The following is a 22,822-nucleotide window of genomic DNA, read 5'->3' on the forward strand; positions in this document are numbered from 1 at the left end:
CTTTCTAATTAAAAAATTCATTCCGCTCTGCAGAAATCCATTTTTCCAGTTCTTTTTCCTTCACAAGGCGATTGACTAATATATCGTGCCATACATAATTTTCAAGCAAATAAATATGAACCGGATCATCCGTATAAAAAGCGTTATCGCGCTGTTCTACAGATGGACCATATAGCATTTCGCTGCCATCAACGGATAAAATAAACCACTTTTTATGCCCAATCTGCTCAACAAAACTTGTCTGGCGATGCAAATCAAGTCCAGTGATCGGATTGATTACTTGAAAAACAATACCCTTCATCTTACAACGATGCGCTGCTTCTTTCAAGAGCGGTTCTAGCATTTCATACATCTCGCTCCATAAAGAAACAATCACTTTTCGTTTGGCTTTTTTTAGAAGTGTTTCACAAAATGCAAGAATTGATTCCTGTCCTTGAATGGACGCAACCCGGTTATCCGGAACCGGCTGAATCGCCTCTAACATTTTTAATGATTCGTGGATAGATGAAAATTTCGTTTCCCACTCGGATTGAATAGAGGACAAAAAAACATCCACCGGCAGGGGTGAATAATAAACACTGTCGTTTATTTCTTCTTGAATCACCACTCCTTGGGCAGACAAACTTTTCAGTACATCATATACGCGCGCCCGCGGTATGCCGGATTCTTTGCTGACTTGATACGCTGTTGATGTTCCGATTTTCACAAGTGTGACATACGCTTTTGATTCGTATTGATTAAAGCCAATCGATTGTATTTTTTGAATAAGTTCGTCCATTTTGCCCTCCAGAACGTTTCTTTTTCTTATCATATCATGTTTACAAAACGAAAAATAATAGTTACTATTACAGTGGTAACTATTATAAGCGAGGTGTTTATTTGGACGAAACGATCATTCTTACGTTATTTTTTTTCGGTTTTTTAGCAGCTTTTATCGATGCGGTAGTCGGGGGCGGAGGACTAATTTCCATTCCCGCTCTTCTTGCAACAGGACTTCCACCAGCTACTGCTGTCGCGACTAATAAGTTGTCCAGCACAATGGGTGCGCTGACGAGTACGATTGCTTTTATTAAAGCTGGAAAAGTTGATTTCCGTCTGACAGGCAAGCTGTTTCCAATCGCGTTTATCGGTTCTCTTCTCGGCGCAATAACAGTTCGTTACGTTTCTCCAGATATTTTAAAGCCGCTTATTCTCGTTTTGCTCATCGCCGTTGCAGTTTATACAATCTTTAAAAAGAATTGGGGAAGCGTGTCTACGTATAAAAAACTAAGTTGGAAAAAAGCCGTGCTGTTTATGACGGCTATTTTGTTTATTGGCTTTTATGACGGTTTTCTTGGTGCTGGGACCGGCTCATTTATTTTGTTTGCCTTCCTATTGCTCGGTTTTGATTTCATGCAGTCTGCCGGCAATGCAAAACTGTTGAACTTCGGAAGCAACATCGCCGCATTGATTCTGTTTTTGACGATGGATATGGTTCACATTTCATACGGGCTGGTAATGGGCGTGGCGATGATTCTCGGTGCTCTGACCGGATCAAAATTCGCGATTCGAAAAGGAACGACGTACGTTCGGCTTCTATTTATCATCGTCACAGTTTTATTGATCAGTAAAAATGTATATGACTTTTTCAGTTCACAATAAAAAAGGTCCCTGCTTTTGCAGATGCCACGACGAACGGTGCCAGTCCAAAACCTGTTAAAAAACCTGTACCGATTCGAAGAGAATTATTGCTCGTGCGGCATTTTTTCTATTGTGTAAACCCATCGATCAGCCCCGGCACATTCATCAAAACGGCAGCAAAAAAAGACGGAATAACGGAAAAAAGCAGTGTAAAAAAGGCCATTGGAATCGACATAAAAAAGCCGATTAAGATAAACATACAGCGATAACAGACTGGAAACTTCTTTCCTTTTACAATTAAAGAATGCTCCGGGCGGCGATGGCACGGCATAAATTGAAGTGTTAAAAAATCTTTCATAACGAACAATCCGGACCACAGTCGCAGTCTCCGTCCCGATCGCAGTCAAATATTCGTTTGTTGATCGTTGATGTTGGACAGTCCAAGCCTGGACAGTCATCATCTTTACCTTTTTTTCGCCGCTTATTGTACCAATACACCGTGTAAACAAATAACATCACGCCAAATCCAAGCCAAATGAACAGGATGATTCGCTCACCGCTGTCTGGATTCGGGGTTAAGCCGACAATACTGCCGATTATACAAATAAGAGCGGCATAAAAGCTGAGAAAAACCATCTTTTCCCTCCATCAATATAGGTGCTTCCTTAAATATATGGTAAATGAAGAAGTAAGCTGCTACTATGTGGAAACGATTTACGAACCGGCCATCGTGCCTGGAAAAGTATAAATCAAATTAGAATGGACCGGCATTTAATGAAAGCAAAAAACCATGTGAATATTTTAGTAAAATCGCAGCCGGAATAATGGTTCAAATAAAAAACACTCGCTTTGAGTGTTTTTTATTTGTTTAATTCATGCGTTTAATTCAAGAGAAAAGTGGAATAGTACAGAATAGAACATAAGGAGTGATCAATCAATGAGTTCAGTGAAAGAGCAAGTCTTATCTATTTTAAAAGAAAGCCGTGTCGGAACGATGGCAACAATTCACGATAATAAGCCCCGTTCGCGCTACATGACATTTTTCAACGATGATTTAACCCTTTATACCGTGACGAGCAAAGATACGCATAAAACTGAAGATATTGAGCAAAACCCTTATACACATATTCTGCTTGGATATGAAGGAGAAGGCGTCGGGGACACATATGTGGAAATCGAAGGAAAAGTGATTGAGTCAGATGACGAAAGCTTAAAAGAAAAAGTATGGAACGAACATTTAGAGCCTTGGTTTGATGGTCCAGAAGATCCGAAGCTGCTTATTTTGCAAATTAATCCGGATCAAATTCGCTTAATGAATAAAAAAGGACAGCCTCCGCAAACGCTGGAGCTATAATTAAGAAGAAAAAGCATCGCACAATCGCCTGCGATGCTTTTTTATATCCATTTAACTTGATTTATGTCCAGTTGTATAGGAATCCAAAACAACTTCTTCATAAGAGCCAATTGCTTCGATGCTGCCGTTTTGCAGCTTTATTACCTGATCGGCACGCTGGATCGTGTTCAGCCGATGAGCGATCACAAAACTCGTCCTCCCTTCCATCAACCGGCCAAGTGCATCTTGAATATGGAGCTCTGTAATCGTATCAATGCTGCTCGTTGCTTCGTCTAAAATAAGAACAACCGGATCAGCTAAAATGGCCCGCGCAATGGATAGAAGCTGCCGCTGTCCCTGACTGATGCCCGAGCCGTCCTGACTTAATTTTGACGCGTAGCCATCCGGCATACGCATAATAAACGAATGGGCATTGGCTTTTCGCGCCGCTTCGATCACTTCTTCATCTGTCGCATCCAGTCGGCCGTAGCGAATGTTTTCCATCACTGTCTCTTCAAATAACACCGTATCCTGCAAAACAAAACCCATTTGGCCGCGCAGCACAGAACCTGCTATCTCGCTGCTGTCCACACTATCAAATAAAATAGCTCCGCCATCCGGCTCATAAAACCGGGCCAGCAAATTCATAATGGTTGTTTTACCTGATCCCGTCGGTCCGATAAGTGCGATCGTTTCACCAATCGATGCTTCAAATGACATGTTCGACAGCGTTTCTTTCCCTTTTTCATAAGAAAAAGATACATCCTCAAAAACGACATGACCAGACAGTTTATGCTGCCTTCCTTCCTTTCCATCAACCGCTTCATCTGTATCCATAATATCAAAAACACGTTCCGCCCCGGCCACAGCCGATAACATTGTGTTGTATTGATTGGCAAGATCATTAAGCGGTCGTGTGAACTGACGGGCGTATTCGGTAAAAATCACAATCGTACCAACAGTCGCATGTCCATTCAGCGCTAAAATACCGCCGGCGAGCGCAATTACCGCAAAACCCGCATTATTCAGCAAGTTCATCAGCTTCGGAATAAATCCCGAATACGCCTGTGCCAAATAGCCGGCTTCCCGCAGCCGCTCATTTTTTTCCATGAATTCATCGATCATTTCGTCCTCGCGTGAAAACATTTTGACGATGTGCCTGCTTGAAATGGCTTCTTCAATAAAACCATTCAAGTCACCGAGGTGGCGCTGCTGCTCTTTAAATCTCGGTCCTGTCCGGTTGGTAATCCATTTCATTCCGCCAAACATAAGCGGAATGATAAGCAGTGTCACAACCGTTAGAAGCGGGCTTAAATAAAGCATAACGACAATGGAGCCTATAAGCGTCAAAAGACCCGATGCTACTTGGATAATGGAACTGTTTAACGTGCTGCTAATGTTATCGATGTCATTGGTCACCCGGCTCATCAATTCACCATGGCGGCGCTTATCGAAAAAAGAAATCGGCAGTTTGTGAAAATGGCGGAACAAGTCATCCCGCAGTTCATACACTGTTTTTTGTGCAATGTCCGCCATCCAATAGTTTTGCAAAAAAGTCACGAGTGAATAGCCCATATATACAAGCGCGAGACCAGCAAGCAGCCAAAAAAGCCCCTGTGCATCGCCGGATGTTATATAATCATCAATGGCCAGACCGGTTAAAAATGGACCGGCGAGCGCCAGTGCGGAACTGAGCGTGACCATTGTCATCGTTAAAGCCAGCTTTCCTTTTCGCTTAAGCAAATAGCGGCCAATCCGTTTCAGCGTGACAGACATATTGCTGATTTTTGGTTTTGTCCCCGCTTTACTGCCCGGATGCTTCATATGCCCCATCCTTTCTCCCTTGCGAATCCATCAGCCGCTTATATAAGCCATTTTCACTGGCCAGCTCATCATGCGTGCCAGAAACCGCCACTTTACCCTCTTCAATCATGTAAATACAATCCGCCTGCTCTGCGGTTGAAATTTTTTGCGTCACAATCAAAATCGTGCATCGCTCGGACGTAATGGCTTCAATGAGCGCGGCTTCCGTTTTCACATCAAGCGCGCTTGTGCTGTCATCAAGCAATAACATATCCGGCTGGCGAATAAGCGCCCTTGCAATGGACAATCGCTGCTTTTGGCCGCCCGATAACGTAACTCCTTTTTGTCCAATGATCGTATCATATCCATCCGGGAGTGCCGCAACCGTTTCATGAATTTGCGCTTTTTTCGCGGCTTCAATGACTTCATCTTCTGTCGCGTCTTTTTTGCCCCAGCGAATGTTTTCAATAATCGACCCTGTAAACAAATGTGATTCCTGCGGGACAAAGCCAATCTGGCGGCGCAGCATGCGGATATCCATCCGGCTTACGTCGCGTCTGCCGACCATAAGGCGGCCCTCATCTGGTTCATATAGGCGTGGAATAAGCGACAGCAGCGCTGATTTGCCGGAGCCTGTTTCACCTAAAATGGCCGCCATACTTCCGCGTTTTACTTTCATTGAAAGTGAATCAAGCACCGGAACCTTTCCACCCGGATATGTAAACGTGACATTCTCAAAAACTAAATCACCAGCATCCGGGTACTCTTTCGTCACGCTTTTTTGCTGTTCCTGTTCAATCGTTAATACTTCATCAATGCGGACAGCGGATGCTTTACCACGGGCAAACGCAATTGTAATAAATGTGAAAATCGACAGTGAAATGATAATTCGCGCCGCATAGTTAATGATGGCAACAATTTCACCCGTCGTTGCCGTGCCGTTTTGCATCTCCACAAACCCGAACCATAAAATAAAAATGAGTCCGCCGTTCATAACAAGCAGCAAAATTGGGACGATGCTTTCAAAGGTGCGGATCACGCGAATCGTTTCATCCATAAGCGCTTTACCCGCCCGTTCAAACCGTGACGTTTCATGGCCGCTGCGGACAAATGCTTTAATTAAACGGATTCCGCTTAAATTTTCCCGCATGACACTATTTACTTTATCAAGTTTCAGCTGCACACGGCGAAACATGCCTGCTCCTTTTCTCATCATGAACAACATAAAAAACGTCATCACCGGTACGGTCACCAGCAGGACGAGTGAAAGTTTAAAGTGAACAAACAGTGCCATCGCGGTGCCAAAGATAATCATGAGCGGCGCGCGCAGCATAATCCGCAGGCTCATAAAAACCGCATTTTGAAGCTGGGTCACGTCATTTGTCATCCTTGTAATAAGTGTAGACGTATCAAAATGACCGTATTGCCCAAATGAAAAAGACTGCACTTTTTCAATGAGCTCTTTTCGTATATCAAATCCGTAATTTTGGCCGATCCGGGCGGCAATGAACGAATTTGTGATTCCGGCTGCAAATGAAAAAAGCGACAGCCCGATCATAATGCTTCCCCAGTATAAAATGGCATTCATTTCTCCTGCCACAATGCCGTCATCCACCATTTTCGCCATTAAAATTGGCAGCATAAGTTCTACCGCAAGCTCCAACAGCATCAGCCCCCAGGCGAATGCCATCTTGATACGATACGGCATTAACAACGACCAAACACGATTCATACCCATTCCTTCTTCCGCTTCTTCTTACAACCAGTGTAGCAAATATGGAAAAAATCCGCTTGTTTAAAGGGGCCGGCTTACCCGCGATATTTGCTTTAGCAGGGCTTGTCTTTTTTAAATAAAAGAAAAAAAATCTCCAGCTTTTTCATCAGCCAGAGGAATCACTACCATTTTGGTTCGATGATTACTTTTTTTGTCATGAAGTCGATGTCTAAACATTGAAGTGCGTTAATGCTGCCTATCCATAACGTGACGCATGTATCGGTTCTCTCTAAATGAGACAGCTCGTTAAAATAAGATGTGACGCAATTATAAATGTCAAAAGGCTGGAGCAATGAAAGTATGACAGTATCCTTTTCTTCATCGATGCTTTCAATGCGGAAGTATTTCGTCCGAAATAGACAATTGTCTTTCGATCCAGCTGCCTCAAAGTATTCACTGTCCACCTTCAGCATAATCGGAATTGTATCTGCATCGAAAAGCTTTGCTAAAAGGCTGCTGCAAATATCTGTTTTCATCCCTTTTAATTGATCTTGCTGCTTCTTTAAAACCGTTAAAAAATAAAGCAGGCCATTTCTGGAATGGCGCATGACCTTCCCCTCCTTCAAGAGTTTTTATTTATAGCGTATTGCTGTTTTCCTAAAGAGGTGAAAAAGCCCGCTTTTTTATTTTTGTCTTACGGTCTGTCCTTTTTAATTCGTTCTTCACACAACGCCTTTCGTCTGCATCTACTAATGTAGGATTTTATTTAAGGAGAGGGGAATTCAATTGACGCTCATCGGCATGCTTCATCATCGAAAGGACCCCAGGACCGTTATCAAGTCTTATGCTTACGCCATTGTAGCAAAGGCAGAAGGAGCAGATTTTGTTTATTTCTCACCTGGCTGTGTAAATTTAGTGACAAAGCGCATTCATGGCTACGTTTATGAAAAAGGAGAGTGGAAAGAGCAAACTGTTCCGTTCCCCGATGTTATCTATAATACTGGAAGTCCCGAAAAGTTAGCGAAAGCAAAAAGCGTGATTCAAAAGCTGAAAGAGACCATCCCTTTTACCACACATTCAATAGGGAACAAATGGAATGTGGCCGAAAGATTAAAAGAAGGGAAAGAATTTGCCAGCTATTTAATTCCGACCAAAACAATAAAAAGTTCAAACGATATTTTTCACTTTATGAATGCTTTTAGCAATGTCATCGTAAAACCAATTGATGGCCGGAAAGGTCAGGGAATTTATTTTATTCAAACAGATGGCAGCGAATATGTCGTGAACAAAGATTCAACAGACATCCGGTACAGCCAGGCACAGCTATCCTCTTTTTTTGATCCGCTTTTTAAAAAGAATACATTTATTATCCAGCCTTACATATGCAGCAAAACAAAGGCTGGTCTTGCATATGATTTCCGTCTTCATGTTCAAAAAGACGGCGACGGAAAATGGGTGGTTACAACAATTTATCCACGTGTTGCACCCGAAGGCACGATTGTCACTAATATTAATAATGGCGGCTACACCAATTATCTTGCTCCTTTTTTAAAGCAGGAATTTAGTAAAGAAGAGGCATTTAACATTAAGCGGAAGCTTGAGCATTTTTCTCTTTCCCTGGCTCGTCATCTTGATGACCTCCAAATGCGTGAATATCAGGAAGTAATCGATGAAATTGGGGTTGATGTCGGATTAGATCAAGATCAAAAAATCTGGATTTATGAAGTAAACTGGCGTCCTGGCTGCCCGCCAGCCTTTTACTTAGAAATGGATGTCGTGAAGAATGGGATTCATTATGCCCTCTACTTAGCAAAAAATAAGGATAAAATAAAAAAGGAAATTCAGCAAAAAAAGAAAAAGGAACTGGACATAAATAAAATTCCTATTGTGGCCATAACGGGAAGCGCCGGCAAAACCACAACAAAAGCTTTTGTTTCCTCTATTTTTAAAACGAGAATGAATATTTTCGAATCAAAAGATTATTGGAATACAACGGAGCATACGAAAAAGCATAGGGATGCCATCGATTCAACCCATGAAGCAATTGTTCTTGAGTATGGGATGGCTTACCCTGGTGTCATTACGGAACATTGCGAGATTATCCAGCCAAACATGAGCATTGTCACAAATATTGGCATGGCACATATCGGCAATTTTGATGGTGATATTCGGGGAATCGCCCATGCAAAATCAGAATTAATTCATGGAATGAAGCAGAATGGCGTACTGTTTATAAATGCTGATGATGATAATTCGAGATATCTTGAAACAGAAGAATTCCAGGGGAAAATTATTACAACGGGGATCAAAAAAAACGCTGATTATCGGGCATACGATGTGGCCTATACAGAAAGCGGAATGACATTCAAAATGGTTCTTCATAACGATGAGCATCAATTCTTTATCCCAATTTTTGGTGAGCATCACGTATACAATGCCTTGAATGCCATAGCAACCGCTGATTATTTAGGCTTCTCACCACTGGAAATTAAATCTGGTCTTCTCTTCCGGAAGCCGCCCCGCCGAATGACTATTTATCATTTAAAAGATTCCATTACGATGATCGACGATACTGTTCACTCTCACCCGCAAGCTGTTATGGCGGCGATTGATGTACTGAAAAATATTGCCCCTGCCAGAAAAATTGCGATATTGGGCCAAATGCGGGAACTCGGTGACCTGCGTGATGCGCAATATCAAAAAGTGGGTGAATACCTTGCTGAGCAGAATGTTGACCTTATCATCACTTATGGCTATAGAGCAGATGCTATTGGAGCAGGGGCTATAGCTGCTTCCTTCCCGGAAGAAGCCGTCAAGCACTTTTTAGACAAAGATAAAATGCATGAATACGTGCAGGAAATCCTTCAGGAAAAGGATACGATTCTTATAAAAGGCGCAAGCAAAACAAATATGTTTGACACGGTGGCCTTTTTAGATAACATTTACGGTTTAAAATAAAACAATACCCCTCCCATATAGACGTTCTTTGGTCCTCTTAGAACGCTGTCTGTATTGGAGGGGCTTTTCTTTTTTTAATGGCTCTTTTCTTTCTCCGCATTTTTTCCATACAAAAACAACAAGCCCATATAAAATAGGCTTGTTGTTATTGTTCTACTCTTAAATAAAACTGAATTTCCTGAGCCGCTTTTTTTGCGTACTTTTTTGCTTCCTCCAGCGTCCTGCCTGTCGCGATAACATACGCATAGCGATGCCCCATTGACAACGGCGGAACAAGCAGCGTGCCTTTTTTCGGTTTTACATATACTTCGGCCACGTTCTTACTTTTTGACGCCCTGTTCTTCCCTGTTACTTTTTCTAATATGCCTTTTTGGCCAACAATCACGTGCTGTGTAAATACAAAATGATTGGTTCTCTTTTCTAAAGACGGGGTTTCTCCGAACAGCATCTTGAGTGTTTCCTCCACTAAGCTGTAGCCAAATGCCGCCTGAATCATTTTATTCATCGCACCGCCGGAAATTCTCGGATTGATCTCGATTAGCTTCCATCCATCTTCCCTGCGTCTTAGTTCAAGATGAAAGGCCCCATTTTGAATATCTAAGGAAGTAACGATGGAGTCAACGATCTCTTCAATACCTTCTTCTATTTCAGGCGCAGCATTGGCCAACACTCCATAACCCGTTACAATAAACCGTTTACCCTTTGTAATTTCCTGTTCGATAATCGCCGCGATCATTATTTGCCCTTTAAATACGAGTACTTCAACTAAATATTGTTCTCCATCAATATACTCTTCAATAATCAGTGTTTCTTCGGGATATTTATCTTTTAATTTTAATACGTTTCTTTCTAATTCTTCCTCTTCTTTTGCAAAAAGAACATCTTTTGAGCCTGTGGATTTTGGACATTTGACCATAACAGGATACGTTAAGTGATCCGGAAAGGTAGTGGATGAAATAGGGGCATTTTTTTCTACGAGTAAAAATGTTGGCGTATATGGCTCATTCGAGAGATAATTTCGTGTTTCTTCTTTGTTTTCCATAATATAAATGGCGTCTGTTGATAAATAGTTGTAGCAAAATTCATCCGCTAACCGTGACGCCGTATGCACATATTGATCAACAAAACTTGTGATAGCAGTAATCGTATGCCCTTTATGCTGCAGTGATGCGATATGTGTTTTTAACACGTTAATATCATTTATGTCCAATAAAACGAGTTGATGCACATCCGGGTACTCCTCTCTTTGCTGGAGCTGCCGTTCTTTGTTTGTAAAAACGACTGTGAAGTACCCTAATTGTTCTGCCGCTTTCACTGCTTCTCTGCTAGAACCTGATTTATTTAATCCAATAAAGACTATGGTTTTCACGAACCTTACCCTCCCTATTTTAAAGCGACATTCAAGTGTCTATATAGGGTATGAACTGAATTGATTTTTGAATGGTCTTTCGCCCTTCATCCTGGAATTTCAAACAAAAAAAAGAAAGCAGCACCATGCTGCTTTCTTCTTTTGCTTCTTCACATGAGCGCTGTTTTGACGGGAGCCAATAAGGCGGCGGGCACACAGCTTCGCTTTCCATGGACATGGGGCAGGCGAGAAAACTCCCACACTGCCTTAAGGTGCGCGAAGTCCAGGCGGTTTCACCTATCGGCTCCAGATGAAAAACGAGCCTGCTTCTCCGAAAGATACCTGCCTTTTTCGACAATGTAAATTTTCAAAAAAACGAATGTGGACTTTGTCGACAGTCTCTTTCTTTTCTTACTGACCTGTAATAACGCGTCTGGCCGTTAAATAGTGCTGATCATACCAATCTACGAAAATAACCCGGGAGATTACGCCTTCTGACGTCTTCATAACCAGTCGATGATCGCCGGCATAAATGGCTGCCATAGTTGGTTTCGTTGATCCTTTCGTGCCATTGAAAAAGACAATATCGCCTTTTTTCAGCTGGCTTCTGGAAACATATGTCCCCTTCTTCATTTGCTCATTTAGATTCGCTGCTCCCAGCTGAACCCCATTATTTTGGAATACACGGTTTACAAAAGCGGCATTCGTTAAAGAGGATGATTGAGAGCTTTTCATCAAGCTGTAAGCAGAAGCGACGACCTTGTCCCCTTTTGTGGCCGGGCTTGCAGACATCAACGATGGCAGCACTCGTCTGGCCGTTAAATAATTGTCCCGGTAATACGCTTTGCTGTTTAAATCTGAGATGACAATGTTTTGTTTGGAGTCTGCCATATGAATAATTTTATTATCCCCTATGTACATTCCAACATGATCAGCTGGTTCACTATCACCGCGATTGCTGTCAAAGAAAACAAGATCCCCTTTTTGCAGGTTTGCTTTGGACACGGCTGTTCCCTGCTTCATCATATAATTCTCATTGTAAGTAGCAAGATCTACCCCATGTTTCTCGAATATGAAATTTAAGAATGTCGCGCAAGAAAATTTGTAAGGAGCTGTTTTTTTATAAACAGCCGTGCTGTATGTTGCTTGTCCCATTAATCCTTTTGCTGTACTGATTAATTCATTCGCTTTTGCGCCTACTGCTGCTTGGTTGCTTTGTGCAACAGTGGCAGCGTGTGCTTTCGGCTGATCAAGACCTGTTATTGTTATGCCTGAAAAAGCAACCATTGAAGCTAAAGCGGTTGTAATGATTTGTTTTCTCATTGGTGCCTCCTAAAACGTTTTTATTCTGATGAACACCGTCTATTCTAACACCCAAAAGAATGGGAAACCCTTAGTAGTTGTTTCCGGGTTTCCCATTCCTTTCTTCTTTTTTCTTTTTTTAAAAATAAAACAGACAAAATACCTAGGATTAAAGCATTTTTAATTGTTGCGCCAGCGCAATCATTGAGCGGCTTTTCATAGGTCCTTTTATGAGCAGCAAGGTATGTTCATCTACTTTATCTTTTACTATCTCGAGGATACCTTCTACTGTTTGAAACTGATGCACATTGCCTTTAAACCCATCTTGTAACGCTTGGCGGCCTATTTCCTTTGCTTTCTCACCAATGGTTATTAATGTATCAAACGTTCTTTCCGCTACCATATTGCCTACTTTCTGATGATACTCTTTTTCGTAATCTCCAAGACGGTTAATATCACCTAGTATTACAATCGTTTTCTTTCCTTTTCCAAGTTCATCTACTACTTTTAATGCCGCCTCGACAGAAGTTGGATTGATCGTCCATGTGTCATCAATGATTGTACATCCGTTCATTCCAGCTGATACTTCCAGATGCCGTTCCATGTTTTGAAATGAAGCCAATCTTTCTAAAGCTTCATCAATCCCGATACCCATCTGGTGAACAGCGGCGATTGCCGCTAACGCATTGTACACTTGATGTTCACCGTATCCTGGGATAAACACAGGATATGTTTTCTCATTGTATACAAGGTCAAACGTCATCCCGTTCTTCGCATAGGAAACATGGACCGCTTGAAATTCAGACGGGCTGCCCACACTAAAATAAACGACGCGGCCTTCGAACGAATCCAATGATAATTTTTTTATATTCTCATCATCAGCATTCAAGATCAGCGTACCGTTTTTCGCCACCCCTTCAATCATTTCACCTTTTGCTTGAATATACCCTTCTAATGTCTTGCACCCATCTAAGTGATGCGCACCAATGGTCGTAATGATGCCAATGGTTGGCTGATAAATAAGACATTGGTGCTTGATATTCCCTATGTTTCCCAAGCCGGTTTCAAATACGGCCATATCGGTCTGGCGATTAATGCCTAACAGATAATGAAAAGATCGTCTCGGTTCATTTTTACTGCTTTCTGATGCCTGCACAGTATAGGACTTGCTTAATATATGCTTGATCATTTCTTTTACTGTTGTTTTGCCGCATGTTCCTGTAATAGCCGTAACAGGAATCTTGAAAAGAGAACGGTAATAGTGAATAAATGTCCAATAAGACTGGATCATACTTTTCACACGAATAACAGTTGTTTTGTTCAACAAGTGTCTAATATCTTCTATGGGTTTATCCGTTACAACCACACACGGAGCCATTTGCGCGAAATGACCCCAATAAATGGATTCTTTTTTGTTTAAGAAAATAAGTGTATATGGCTCCTCTAATGGATGACGATTATACACAATGGCATTTTTTATATGCCAATCTTCCGTTCCGCAAATTAACTCTCCTTCTAGTACTTCGCGGATGTCTTTTAACAGGATTGGTTCCATTATTGCCCTCCTTTTTTCATTTATTATATGATTTGCGGAGGCTTGTTGATTGTACATAAATCTAGTTCTACTTCGCTTACCATTGCCGGTTAACCCACACGATTAAGCTGCGAATGCATAATCTAACAGTAAATAAACTAGATAAAAGGAGGTGAAGAATATGAAAAATGCGTTAGGCAAGCTGGACCAGTACCGTTTGCTTCAAAACCATCCTCTTGTTCACGAGCACCTTCCAGATACCGCGGAATACACAAAAGAAAATCTCGTTTATTTTGCCAATCGTTATCCGGTTGTATTTATTAAACACGATACGTCGGGACAAGGAAGAGGCGTGTATAAACTCTCTAAAGAAAGCGATCACCTTTATTCTTTGAGCGGTTATTCTCTTCAGGGCAAAGAAGTAGATCAGGTAATGGATATCGATGAAATCCATAAAACATTGCAGCCTTTTGAACGATTAGGCCGAACGCAGCCATATATTGTTCAAGAAGGCATTAACAGTGTTTCCGTTCAAGGACAGCACATTAACATTCGGGTTCATGTGCAGCACGTAAACGGAAAACCTGCCGTAGGGGGTATATACGGATCAATCGCCTACGAGGAAAATGGCATAACAAACATATGCCGCGGGGCTTTCGCGATGCCGATGCGGCTTTTATTTTTCATTTTTCTCAAAGTGAAAAAAGACGAGCAGCAGGATATATTAAACAAACTGATGGAAGTCTCAGTGGCGGCTTCAGAAGTCATAGCAAATCATTATCCTTGCCGGGAATGCGGAGTCGATCTAGGATTGGACCAAAACCTAAAGCCTTTTATTTTTGAAATAAACACAACGCCCGGAATGGAAGATTTCGCTCGGATCGATAGACAGATGTGGGAACAAATCGTAGCAAATCGAAAGAAAATGAGCGATTCAACCAAATAGCAGCATTTAAGGAGGTAAAGAATGTGAAAAAGGCGTTAGGGAAGCTTGAACAGTATCAGCTTCTTAAAAATGTTCCTTTTGTTCAACAGCATCTTCCAGAGACAGCACAATATACAAAAGAAAATCTCAGTTATTTCGCAAATCAGTACCCTGTTGTGTTTATTAAACATGATACGTCCGGACAAGGAAGAGGTGTTTACAGACTCGTCAAAGAATACGGGCACTCATACTCTTTGAAAGGGTATTCCCTTCAAGGAAAAGAAGTTGAGCAAGTCTTGAATATCGATGAAATTCATAAAGTCTTGCAGCCTTTTGAAAGATTTGGGCGAACTAGCCCCTATATTATTCAAGAAGGTATTAACAGTGTTTCAGTTCGCGGTCATCCTATTAACATTCGGGTTCATGTGCAGCATGTAAACGGTGCAGCGATTGTAGGAGGTATTTATGGATCTGCCGCTTATGAAGAACATGGCATAACAAATATCCGCCGCGGGGCTTTTGCAATGCCGATGCGGCGTTTATTTTTCCATTTTCTCAAAGTAAAAAAAGAGGAGCAGCAGAATATATTAAATAAACTATCAGAAGTCTCTATTGCGGCTGCAGAAGTTATCGTACACAAGCATCCCAGCCGGAAATGCGGGATTGACCTTGGATTAGATGAAAACCTGAAGCCTTTTATTTTCGAAGTGAATACCACGCCGGGCATTGGAGGTTTCACACAGAGCGACAAGCAGACCTGGAAACAAATTGTAGAAAACCGAAAAAAAAATGAGGAATTCATTTACGTAGGCATCTTTTCTATGAAAAATCGAAAAAGCCTGTGCACGTTGTCTATATAAATAAGACGATGTCCACAGGCTCCATTCATTTCATTATTGAGGAGAATGTTTGGGTTCTGTTTTATTTTTCTGTACAAAATAATAAACAATCAAACCGGCAAGAACATAAACAGCGCATGCCGCATAAAGCATTTTAAAACCGAGGCCTGCGGCGACAATGCCGACCACAAAGGAGCCAAAGCCAATGCCCAGGTCAAACAGTGACAAAAACGTCGCCGTAGCCAGTGCTTTTTTCTCCGGCCGTGCTTTAGAAATCGCAATCGTTTGAAAACCGGGAAATAAGGTACCCCAGCCAAGACCGATTACACCTGCCGCAATTAAAAAGAGGCCTGTACCGCCAGCCTGGCTTAATAAGAGCATCCCTGCAGCAAATAACACAATCGACGGGTACACAATAGCATTTGCACCGTAAAGATCAAACCAGCGGCCTGTAAACGGACGTGACAGTACAATGACAACGGCATATACAACAAAAAAGAATCCGGCTGCCTCACCAATGTGCAGTTCTTGCGCGTACACAGAAACAAACGACAAAATCGCGGAATAGACAATAGCAAAAAACGTTCCAGTCAGCGCAATGGGCAACGCCGATTTTTCGATTAAATTACCTGGCGACAAATCAAGTTTAAACTTGCCAGCCGGTTTTTCAGATGCAGCTTCATCTTTTTTTAGCGAAAAGCTGATCAGAAGCGAAATGAATGCAACCGTCATACAGACGGTAAACCCCATTCCAATTCCCCATTTATTCATGATGAAAAGCCCCGCAAATGGACCGATTGCCATCGCCACATTCATCGACATCACATAATAACCCATTCCTTCTCCCCGGCGTGAATTCGGAATGATATCTGCCACAATTGCGCCGGCAGCCGTTGTTGCCATGCCGAATCCGATGCCGTGGAAAAAACGGAGAATAAGCAGCGCGTTCAGCCCGCTTACAAAAGGATAAATGATCAACGCCGCGAGGAACAGAACGAGCGAGGCAATTAATACATTCTTTTTTCCAAAATGCTCCACCCACTGTCCCGAAATAAACCGAATCAAAATGGCAGAAATTAAAAAGACCGTCGTCGCCAGTCCAGCTTCAGTCTCCGTCCCGTTCAATTCATTTAAAACGTAAACCGGCAATGTTACCAGCAAAAAATAAAATGTCATAAATAAGAGGAAATTTGTAAAAGAAATGCCAATAAAATCTTTTGTCCATAACGCTGGTTTATTCATGTAAATCCCCTTTCATCTTTCCAAGCCACTCATTAAGCATCGACTGCATAAAAACACGCTGTTCTTCAGGCACACACTCTAACAGCCGGTCGTTCATAGACAAAACAGCCTGTTCCCATTCCGGATAAGCCTGCTGCGCTTTTTCCGTTAAATGAATCACTTTCACCCGCTTATCTTCACCCGGCGTTTGCCCGACATATCCTTGCTTCGCCAGCCGCTGAACCGTCCGGGTCATTGGTGGTGCCTCAACAGCAAGGTACTCACATAATGCGGATTGTGACATGCTCCCTTTTGTCTTCAGAACGAATAACACCGCCCACTGTGCACTGTATAAGCCAAATGGCTGCAGTGTATCGTTGACTTGTTTGGTCAGTTCACGTGATAGCTGATGAATTGTATGAAATAATGTATGAGTTGTCATCCTATCCTCCAATTAGTTTCCTAGGTAACTATTGTAGCATATTTTTCGCCTGACGAAATACTTTTCCATAAAAAAACTGCTTCGGTACACCGAAGCAGTCAGGCATTAATAAATTCGATCTTGTGGACGAAGCTTTTCAATTGGCGCAAAAACTTCAATATGACGGTATAAATTTTCAAAATCAGCGGGTATTTCCCCACCAAGTTCACCATCAAGATTAATGAGCATTGTGTCACTGGACTGAACCTGGATCCGTCTCGCTTTCGTGTAAATAACGTGCGGATCGTTTAAATGATCCCCTCGCAGCGCAAGACCGGCAATCCGAATAAATTCCGCAAGATTCGTTTTTTTCAAAATAATAAGCGTAAACAGCCCATCATTAACCGATGAATCCGGTGCGAGTTTTTCAAAGCCGCCAACGGAATTCGTCAAGCCAATTAAAAATAAAAGCGATTCACCTTCAAACACACGGCCGTCATATTCAATCCTCACATCTGTCGGCTTAATGGACGGCAGCATTTCAATTCCTTTTAAATAATACGCCAGCTGGCCCAGCATCGTTTTCAGCTTACTTGGCACTTCATACGTCAGCTCGGTTAACCGGCCGCCGCCGGCAATATTGATGAAATACCGATCATTCATCCTTCCGACATCCACCGGAATCGTTTCACCCGCTGTAATGACATCAATCGCGCCTTGAATGTCCCGCGGAATGTGCAGCGCACGGGCGAAGTCATTCGTTGTACCCATTGGAATCACGCCGAATTTTGGCCGGTGCTCCTGCATGGCAAGACCATTTACAACTTCATTTAATGTCCCATCACCACCTGCCGCAATCACCACGTCAAATTTTCGTTCCGCAGCGATTCGTGCGGCATATGTGGCATCACCTTCACCCGTTGTCGCATGTGCAGACGTTTCATAGCCGGCTTTCTCAAGTTTTTCGAGCGCTTCCGGCAAATGCTTGCGGAATAGCTCACGCCCAGATGTTGGATTATAAATAATTCGTGCACGTTTTATCATCTTTATCCCAGTCTTTCTGCTGTTAATATAATCGTTCCGCCATTGTTGTTTTGATGCTGCGGTACACTTCCTGCCAGATTGATTCATCCGTCCGGTATGTTTCTGTCAGCTTTTCGATCATTTCACGGCTTTTTCCTTCAAATTCTTCATGATCACGCGGCGGAAGAGATGATCGGTAATTTGTCACCATTTCCTGCACAGCAGGCGCACGCGGTCCCCAGACAGCCTGCTCGCGGCCCTCTTTATCAATAAAGATAAAAATCGGAATCGCTCGAGACGTGCCATTTGTCAAATACTGATCCATCAACTCAAGGTTTTCATCCCGATGTAAAAGCCGGACGTCCATCTCAGCTGCTTTCGCCATTGCAAGCAAGATCGGCACGTTTACCATCGCATCACCGCACCAGTCTTCTGTTAACACTATAACACGCCAATTTGCTTCCTTCAGCTTGTCGATGAGCGAAACTTCTTCACCGGACAAATGAAAATTCTTCAGTACGTGAAGAAGGTCTTCCTTATGCTCCGACATATCATGTATATATTCTTCAGGTGTCAGTCCTTTTTCAAACCATTCCTGTAGATTCATTTTTGTTCCTCCGTTACGGATTTTCAAAACATCCCATATCCATTATGCACAAAAACTACTCATTTGACAAAATCGGTTGATTTAAAGTGGGGACAATTTTATAATGATAGAATATAAGTTAATAATTATGAAAAAATATAAATAAAAATACAAAGGAGTTTTCTCATGAAAGCATCAGTAATTGGCGCTTCCGGCTACGGTGGCATTGAACTTATACGTCTTTTATCCAATCATCCAAATTTCGACTTACATGCGGTTTATTCATCAAGCAAAGATGATGTGCCCGTAACAGAAGAATACCCGCATTTAGCTGACATTTGTCCCCTTCCGCTTACTAAAATTGATACAGAAGCGATTAAAACTGAATCCGATGTTGTTTTTTTAGCCGTTCCATCAGGGGCCGCAGCGTCGCTTGCACCGCAGCTTGCCGGCGGACACGCAAAAGTGGTTGATTTGTCCGGTGATCTTCGATTGAAAGAAACAGAAGATTATAAAAAGTGGTACAAAAAAGATCCGGCGCCAAAAGAATTTATAGCAGATGCAGTGTACGGACTGACTGAATGGAACCGGGAAAATGTGAAATCAGCGAGCGTTTTGTCTAATCCGGGCTGCTACCCCACCGCAGCGCTGTTAGGGCTTGCACCCGCTGTGAAAAATGGCATTATTGATGTGAAAAACATTATTATCGATGCAAAATCGGGTGTATCCGGAGCCGGACGCGGTCTTTCTCCGCTCATTCACTTTGCAGAAATGAACGATAACTTCCGTATTTATAAAGTAAATGAGCATCAGCATATTCCGGAAATTGAACAGCAGCTTTCCTGGTGGAATGAAGAGGTCGCTCCAATCACGTTTTCAACGCATCTATTGCCAGTGTCACGTGGTATTATGGCAACAATGTACGCTCCGCTTTCAAAAGAGATGACAACAGAAGAGGTTCATACTCTTTACGCGGATACATATAAAAATGATCCATTCGTCCGTGTCCGTCCATCGAAACAATTCCCCGGCATTAAAGAAGTGGCCGGCTCGAATTTCTGTGATATTTCAGTTGATGTTGATACACGCACGAACCGTCTTGTGGTCGTTTCTGTTATCGACAATCTTGTGAAAGGGGCGGCGGGACAAGCCATTCAAAACGCGAATATTATGTTTGGGTTTGACGAAACAGCGGGATTAAAAGGCTTCCCGATGTACCCATAAGGAGGAGAATCTATGAAAACAGTAGTCGTAAAATGCGGCGGAAGCGTCTTAAAAGAACTGTCGGACAGCTTTTTCTCCAGCATGAAATCGCTCATAGCGGACGGATACCAAATCGTATTCGTTCATGGCGGCGGACCAGAGATTAATGCGATGCTTGAGAAAATGAATGTGGAAAGCGAATTTAAAAATGGTCTTCGTGTGACGTCAAAAAAAGTTTTAGAAGCGGCGGAACTTGTGCTGTCCGGCAGCATGAACCGGAAGCTCGTCCGTATGCTCGAAGATCATGACATTCCAGCGATTGGCGTTCAATCAAGCGACCAAGGCATCTTGCAGGCTGACTTTATTAACAAAGAAGAACTCGGTTTTGTCGGCGATGTGACGACTGTAAATAAACAAGCACTTGAACTTTTCCTGCAGGCAGGTCTTCTTCCTGTATTAACACCGATCGCAAAAGGACCGAATGGAACTGTCTTAAACGTCAATGCCGATCACGCAGCAGGCGCGGCAGCTTACGCTTTAGCAGCTGATCACTTGCTTATGGTGACAGACGTGCCTGGCGTACTAAAAGACGGTGAATTAATTCCGACGTTGACCGCGACGGAAACAAACGAGCTGATTGAAACTGGCATAATCAGCGGCGGCATGATTCCGAAAGTCAATACAGCCTTGAAAGCACTCAAAAGCTGCGGACACGTTCATATCGTCTCCGGCAAAAATCCGTTTTATGAAGATGGAAAGTGGGACGGTACTTTATTTAACAAGGAGGAAACAAATTGAGCCATTTATTCCCTACGTATGCAAGATGGGACGTCACACCAATTAAAGCAAAAGGCGCCTATCTTACCGCAAAAGATGGAAAAGAATACCTTGATTTCACGTCCGGTATCAGCGTATGCAACCTCGGCCATGCACCGGAAAACGTCAAAGAAGCAGTTGAAGACCAGCTGAATCAGTTTTGGCACACATCAAATTTATTTCAAATTGAGCTGCAGGAAGACGTGGCGAAACAGCTGGCTGATGCATCTGAACTGGACCTCGTCTTTTTCGGAAACAGCGGCGCTGAAGCGAATGAAGCAGCGCTGAAGCTCGTACGTAAGTCAACCGGCCGCACAAAAGTCATTACATTCGTTGACTCCTTCCACGGGCGTACGTTTGCAACAATGGCGGCGACCGGACAGGATAAAATTAAAACGGGCTTCGGGCCAATGCTTGAATCTTTTGAATATGTGCCGATGAATGACATTGAATCACTGAAAGCAGCAATGGATGACAACACAGCCGCAATCATGTTTGAGGTCATCCAAGGTGAAGGCGGCATTAACGAAGGCGATGCGGACTTTTTAAAAGAAGCAGAGCGATTGGCCCATGAAAATGAATCACTCGTTATCATCGATGAAATCCAAACAGGGATTGGCCGGACGGGCAAGCCATTCGCATTCCAGCACATCGGCTTGAATCCGGATATCGTTTCAGTCGCCAAAGGCATCGCAAGTGGCTTCCCATTAGGGGCGATTATCGGCAGATCCTCTCTTTCCGAGGCTTTTTCTGCCGGTTCTCACGGCTCTACATTCGGCGGAAACCCTGTTGCACTTGCTGCCGCGAAAGAAACGTTATCGACGATTTTTAATGACTCTTTTTTAACAGATGTAACGAAAAAAGGGGAAAAGCTTCGTTATTTATTGGATGAAGCTTTAAAAGAAGAAACGATTTTCAAAAAGCTCAAAGGAAAAGGATTAATGGTCGGCATTGAACTGAACGAGGAAGCAGGTCCATTTATTGCAAAAGCGCGTGAGCATAACCTGCTTATTTTAACGGCCGGGACAAACGTGATCCGCCTTCTCCCTCCTCTTAATGTGACAGAGGAAGAAATCGAAAAAGCAGTCAGAGTGATCGCCGATATTTTAAAGAAATAACATACCATTTGCACGGCTATCGCCGGTATCGTTAAAATAACGCCGGAAACCGTTGTGATAACGCCAAAATATCAATATACCGGCGTTAACTCTTTACATACCGGCCATAAATGAAAAATACCGGCGCACATAAAGGAAGGCTGCCCGAAATGGGCAGCCTTCCTTTATTTTAAAGAACTTTTTTCAATTGGTCCTGCTTAAACGCAATAGATTTAATAAAACCTGCTGATGCTTCGACAATGCTGTCTGCATCATGGTCCATCGTTGCCACGTGATACGAATCAGCTAACGTGATGAGCCGTTTTTGAGATGATGAGATGGACTGGTAAATAAACGACGTATTTTCCGGCGGCACAACATGATCCACTGCTGACTTTATACAAAGCGTGGGGACTTGAATTCGGCTTAAGACAGACGGTACTTCTTTCATCAATTTTTGCAGTTCACGAATAGAAGCAACGGGCGCCTCCTCATAGGTAATTTCATGAACATTTTCTTTTTTTATGTCAGGAGGCCCTTCAGGAATAAAACGTGGGGCAGGATCGTTTCGTAAATGATCAAGTGAAGGCAATGTGAGTGCAGCGTTAATCGTGATGATACCCTCAACATCCTGATGAGCTGCCGCAAACTTTAATGTCAGGGTGCCGCCCATTGACTGCCCCATTAAAAAGATGCGCTTGCCGCGTTTTTTCAAAAAGCGGTACGCCCGTGAATAGCTTTCATACCAGTCAGCGTGTGTGCATTTTTCCATATCGGCCTGGTGCGTACCATGTCCTTTTAACCGCGGTGCAATCACAGAAAACCCTTGTTTGTTCAGTGCTTCCGCCACGTCCCGGACACTTTGCGGCGTACCGATAAATCCATGAGACAGAACAATTCCAATCTCATTTCCTTCTAGATAAAATGACTCTGCACCCGGCATTACTGCGTATTCTTCTCTCATTTTTTCGGTCCTCCGTTTTAATTCCGATTATTTTTATAAGATATGTACACTTTAACGTATCTTATCCGACAAGTCAAGTTGGAATTAAATGAAAAAGCTGCTTCCCCAGAAAGGA

Annotated in this window: 22 protein-coding genes; 8 read left to right on the forward strand and 14 right to left on the reverse strand. The window is 42.7% G+C overall.

Annotation, left to right across the window (positions count from 1 at the left end):
• Positions 1-4: 4 nt before the first annotated feature.
• Positions 5-778, reverse strand: a complete 774-nt coding sequence (locus BA724_RS08100; RefSeq protein WP_069938157.1) for a TrmB family transcriptional regulator — start codon at positions 776-778, stop codon at positions 5-7.
• 101 nt (positions 779-879) lie between these two features.
• Here BA724_RS08100 and BA724_RS08105 point away from each other — a divergent pair, with 101 nt between their 5' ends.
• Complete coding sequence (locus BA724_RS08105) at positions 880-1,641, forward strand: TSUP family transporter (protein ID WP_069938158.1); 762 nt, start codon at positions 880-882, stop codon at positions 1,639-1,641.
• A gap of 106 nt (positions 1,642-1,747) precedes the next feature.
• On the opposite strand, the gene BA724_RS08110 is transcribed toward BA724_RS08105, so the two are convergent.
• Together BA724_RS08110 and BA724_RS08115 are read right to left on the reverse strand one after the other, a co-directional pair.
• Entirely contained in the window at positions 1,748-1,978 is a 231-nt protein-coding gene (locus BA724_RS08110; protein ID WP_083256140.1) for a DUF2085 domain-containing protein, read from the reverse strand.
• Positions 1,975-2,256, reverse strand: coding sequence for a hypothetical protein (locus BA724_RS08115; protein WP_069938159.1), 282 nt, complete (start codon positions 2,254-2,256; stop codon positions 1,975-1,977). The genes BA724_RS08110 and BA724_RS08115 overlap by 4 nt, the downstream gene beginning before the upstream one ends.
• Positions 2,257-2,557: 301 nt before the next feature.
• On the opposite strand from BA724_RS08115, the gene BA724_RS08120 reads away from it, so the two are divergent.
• Complete coding sequence (locus BA724_RS08120; protein ID WP_069938160.1) at positions 2,558-2,974, forward strand: pyridoxamine 5'-phosphate oxidase family protein; 417 nt, start codon at positions 2,558-2,560, stop codon at positions 2,972-2,974.
• A 51-nt stretch (positions 2,975-3,025) separates the two neighbouring features.
• On the opposite strand, the gene BA724_RS08125 is transcribed toward BA724_RS08120, so the two are convergent.
• The 3 genes from BA724_RS08125 to BA724_RS08135 form a co-directional block, all read right to left on the reverse strand.
• Entirely contained in the window at positions 3,026-4,786 is a 1,761-nt protein-coding gene (locus BA724_RS08125; protein ID WP_141719899.1) for an ABC transporter ATP-binding protein, read from the reverse strand.
• Positions 4,758-6,488, reverse strand: a complete 1,731-nt coding sequence (locus BA724_RS08130; protein ID WP_069938162.1) for an ABC transporter ATP-binding protein — start codon at positions 6,486-6,488, stop codon at positions 4,758-4,760. The genes BA724_RS08125 and BA724_RS08130 overlap by 29 nt, the downstream gene beginning before the upstream one ends.
• Positions 6,489-6,652: 164 nt before the next feature.
• Positions 6,653-7,078 carry a CotY/CotZ family spore coat protein gene (locus BA724_RS08135; RefSeq protein ID WP_069938163.1) on the reverse strand — a complete coding sequence of 142 codons (426 nt, stop codon included), beginning with the start codon at positions 7,076-7,078 and terminating at the stop codon, positions 6,653-6,655.
• Between the two features lie 178 nt (positions 7,079-7,256).
• Between BA724_RS08135 and BA724_RS08140 the strand changes: the two genes are divergently transcribed.
• A complete protein-coding gene (locus tag BA724_RS08140; protein ID WP_069938164.1) occupies positions 7,257-9,428 on the forward strand; it encodes a YheC/YheD family protein in 2,172 nt (723 codons plus the stop codon).
• A 145-nt stretch (positions 9,429-9,573) separates the two neighbouring features.
• On the opposite strand, the gene BA724_RS08145 is transcribed toward BA724_RS08140, so the two are convergent.
• The 3 genes from BA724_RS08145 to BA724_RS08160 form a co-directional block, all read right to left on the reverse strand.
• Positions 9,574-10,797, reverse strand: coding sequence for an ATP-grasp domain-containing protein (locus BA724_RS08145; protein WP_069938165.1), 1,224 nt, complete (start codon positions 10,795-10,797; stop codon positions 9,574-9,576).
• 390 nt (positions 10,798-11,187) lie between these two features.
• Complete coding sequence (locus BA724_RS08155) at positions 11,188-12,099, reverse strand: C40 family peptidase (RefSeq protein WP_069938167.1); 912 nt, start codon at positions 12,097-12,099, stop codon at positions 11,188-11,190.
• A gap of 148 nt (positions 12,100-12,247) precedes the next feature.
• Positions 12,248-13,633 carry a UDP-N-acetylmuramoyl-tripeptide--D-alanyl-D-alanine ligase gene (locus BA724_RS08160; protein ID WP_069938168.1) on the reverse strand — a complete coding sequence of 462 codons (1,386 nt, stop codon included), beginning with the start codon at positions 13,631-13,633 and terminating at the stop codon, positions 12,248-12,250.
• Between the two features lie 160 nt (positions 13,634-13,793).
• On the opposite strand from BA724_RS08160, the gene BA724_RS08165 reads away from it, so the two are divergent.
• Both BA724_RS08165 and BA724_RS08170 read left to right on the forward strand, forming a co-directional pair.
• Positions 13,794-14,558, forward strand: a complete 765-nt coding sequence (locus tag BA724_RS08165) for a YheC/YheD family protein (protein ID WP_069938169.1) — start codon at positions 13,794-13,796, stop codon at positions 14,556-14,558.
• Between the two features lie 23 nt (positions 14,559-14,581).
• Positions 14,582-15,397, forward strand: coding sequence for a YheC/YheD family protein (locus BA724_RS08170; RefSeq protein WP_069938170.1), 816 nt, complete (start codon positions 14,582-14,584; stop codon positions 15,395-15,397).
• 33 nt (positions 15,398-15,430) lie between these two features.
• Here BA724_RS08170 and BA724_RS08175 read toward each other — a convergent pair whose 3' ends face one another.
• From BA724_RS08175 to BA724_RS08190, 4 genes are all read right to left on the reverse strand, one after another.
• Positions 15,431-16,618, reverse strand: coding sequence for an MFS transporter (locus tag BA724_RS08175; RefSeq protein WP_069938171.1), 1,188 nt, complete (start codon positions 16,616-16,618; stop codon positions 15,431-15,433).
• Positions 16,611-17,039, reverse strand: coding sequence for a MarR family winged helix-turn-helix transcriptional regulator (locus BA724_RS08180; protein WP_069938172.1), 429 nt, complete (start codon positions 17,037-17,039; stop codon positions 16,611-16,613). Before BA724_RS08180 ends, BA724_RS08175 begins: the two co-directional genes overlap by 8 nt.
• A gap of 105 nt (positions 17,040-17,144) precedes the next feature.
• Positions 17,145-18,059, reverse strand: a complete 915-nt coding sequence (locus BA724_RS08185; protein ID WP_069938295.1) for a diacylglycerol kinase — start codon at positions 18,057-18,059, stop codon at positions 17,145-17,147.
• A 25-nt stretch (positions 18,060-18,084) separates the two neighbouring features.
• On the reverse strand, positions 18,085-18,648 hold the full coding sequence (locus tag BA724_RS08190) for a thioredoxin family protein (RefSeq protein ID WP_069938173.1): 564 nt from the start codon (positions 18,646-18,648) through the stop codon (positions 18,085-18,087).
• A 165-nt stretch (positions 18,649-18,813) separates the two neighbouring features.
• Between BA724_RS08190 and argC the strand changes: the two genes are divergently transcribed.
• Genes argC through BA724_RS08205 form a run of 3 tightly spaced genes read left to right on the forward strand, consistent with a single transcriptional unit; the run spans position 18,814 to position 21,764 of the window.
• Complete coding sequence (argC, locus tag BA724_RS08195) at positions 18,814-19,851, forward strand: N-acetyl-gamma-glutamyl-phosphate reductase (RefSeq protein ID WP_069938174.1); 1,038 nt, start codon at positions 18,814-18,816, stop codon at positions 19,849-19,851.
• 12 nt (positions 19,852-19,863) lie between these two features.
• Entirely contained in the window at positions 19,864-20,628 is a 765-nt protein-coding gene (gene argB, locus BA724_RS08200; protein WP_069938175.1) for an acetylglutamate kinase, read from the forward strand.
• Positions 20,625-21,764: an acetylornithine transaminase gene (locus BA724_RS08205; protein ID WP_069938176.1), complete on the forward strand. Its 1,140-nt coding sequence runs from the start codon at positions 20,625-20,627 to the stop codon at positions 21,762-21,764. Before argB ends, BA724_RS08205 begins: the two co-directional genes overlap by 4 nt.
• A gap of 169 nt (positions 21,765-21,933) precedes the next feature.
• Here the strand turns inward: BA724_RS08205 and BA724_RS08210 are convergent, their stop codons facing one another.
• Positions 21,934-22,707: an alpha/beta hydrolase gene (locus tag BA724_RS08210; protein WP_069938177.1), complete on the reverse strand. Its 774-nt coding sequence runs from the start codon at positions 22,705-22,707 to the stop codon at positions 21,934-21,936.
• Positions 22,708-22,822: the final 115 nt, after the last annotated feature.

The sequence above is a fragment of the Domibacillus iocasae genome, from assembly GCF_001750285.1.
In the GTDB taxonomy this organism is placed as follows: domain Bacteria; phylum Bacillota; class Bacilli; order Bacillales; family Domibacillaceae; genus Domibacillus; species Domibacillus iocasae.

What these genes read in the sequence shown, in the direction of transcription:
- BA724_RS08100 (WP_069938157.1), bottom strand. Translation starts at nt 778, where the DNA reads ATGGACGAACTTATTCAAAAAATACAATCGATTGGCTTTAATCAATAC.
- BA724_RS08110 (WP_083256140.1), bottom strand. Translation starts at nt 1,978, where the DNA reads ATGAAAGATTTTTTAACACTTCAATTTATGCCGTGCCATCGCCGCCCG.
- BA724_RS08115 (WP_069938159.1), bottom strand. Translation starts at nt 2,256, where the DNA reads ATGGTTTTTCTCAGCTTTTATGCCGCTCTTATTTGTATAATCGGCAGT.
- BA724_RS08120 (WP_069938160.1), top strand. Translation starts at nt 2,558, where the DNA reads ATGAGTTCAGTGAAAGAGCAAGTCTTATCTATTTTAAAAGAAAGCCGT.
- BA724_RS08125 (WP_141719899.1), bottom strand. Translation starts at nt 4,786, where the DNA reads ATGGGGCATATGAAGCATCCGGGCAGTAAAGCGGGGACAAAACCAAAA.
- BA724_RS08130 (WP_069938162.1), bottom strand. Translation starts at nt 6,488, where the DNA reads ATGAATCGTGTTTGGTCGTTGTTAATGCCGTATCGTATCAAGATGGCA.
- BA724_RS08135 (WP_069938163.1), bottom strand. Translation starts at nt 7,078, where the DNA reads ATGCGCCATTCCAGAAATGGCCTGCTTTATTTTTTAACGGTTTTAAAG.
- BA724_RS08155 (WP_069938167.1), bottom strand. Translation starts at nt 12,099, where the DNA reads ATGAGAAAACAAATCATTACAACCGCTTTAGCTTCAATGGTTGCTTTT.
- BA724_RS08160 (WP_069938168.1), bottom strand. Translation starts at nt 13,633, where the DNA reads ATGGAACCAATCCTGTTAAAAGACATCCGCGAAGTACTAGAAGGAGAG.
- BA724_RS08165 (WP_069938169.1), top strand. Translation starts at nt 13,794, where the DNA reads ATGAAAAATGCGTTAGGCAAGCTGGACCAGTACCGTTTGCTTCAAAAC.
- BA724_RS08175 (WP_069938171.1), bottom strand. Translation starts at nt 16,618, where the DNA reads ATGAATAAACCAGCGTTATGGACAAAAGATTTTATTGGCATTTCTTTT.
- BA724_RS08180 (WP_069938172.1), bottom strand. Translation starts at nt 17,039, where the DNA reads ATGACAACTCATACATTATTTCATACAATTCATCAGCTATCACGTGAA.
- BA724_RS08190 (WP_069938173.1), bottom strand. Translation starts at nt 18,648, where the DNA reads ATGAATCTACAGGAATGGTTTGAAAAAGGACTGACACCTGAAGAATAT.
- argC (WP_069938174.1), top strand. Translation starts at nt 18,814, where the DNA reads ATGAAAGCATCAGTAATTGGCGCTTCCGGCTACGGTGGCATTGAACTT.
- argB (WP_069938175.1), top strand. Translation starts at nt 19,864, where the DNA reads ATGAAAACAGTAGTCGTAAAATGCGGCGGAAGCGTCTTAAAAGAACTG.
- BA724_RS08210 (WP_069938177.1), bottom strand. Translation starts at nt 22,707, where the DNA reads ATGAGAGAAGAATACGCAGTAATGCCGGGTGCAGAGTCATTTTATCTA.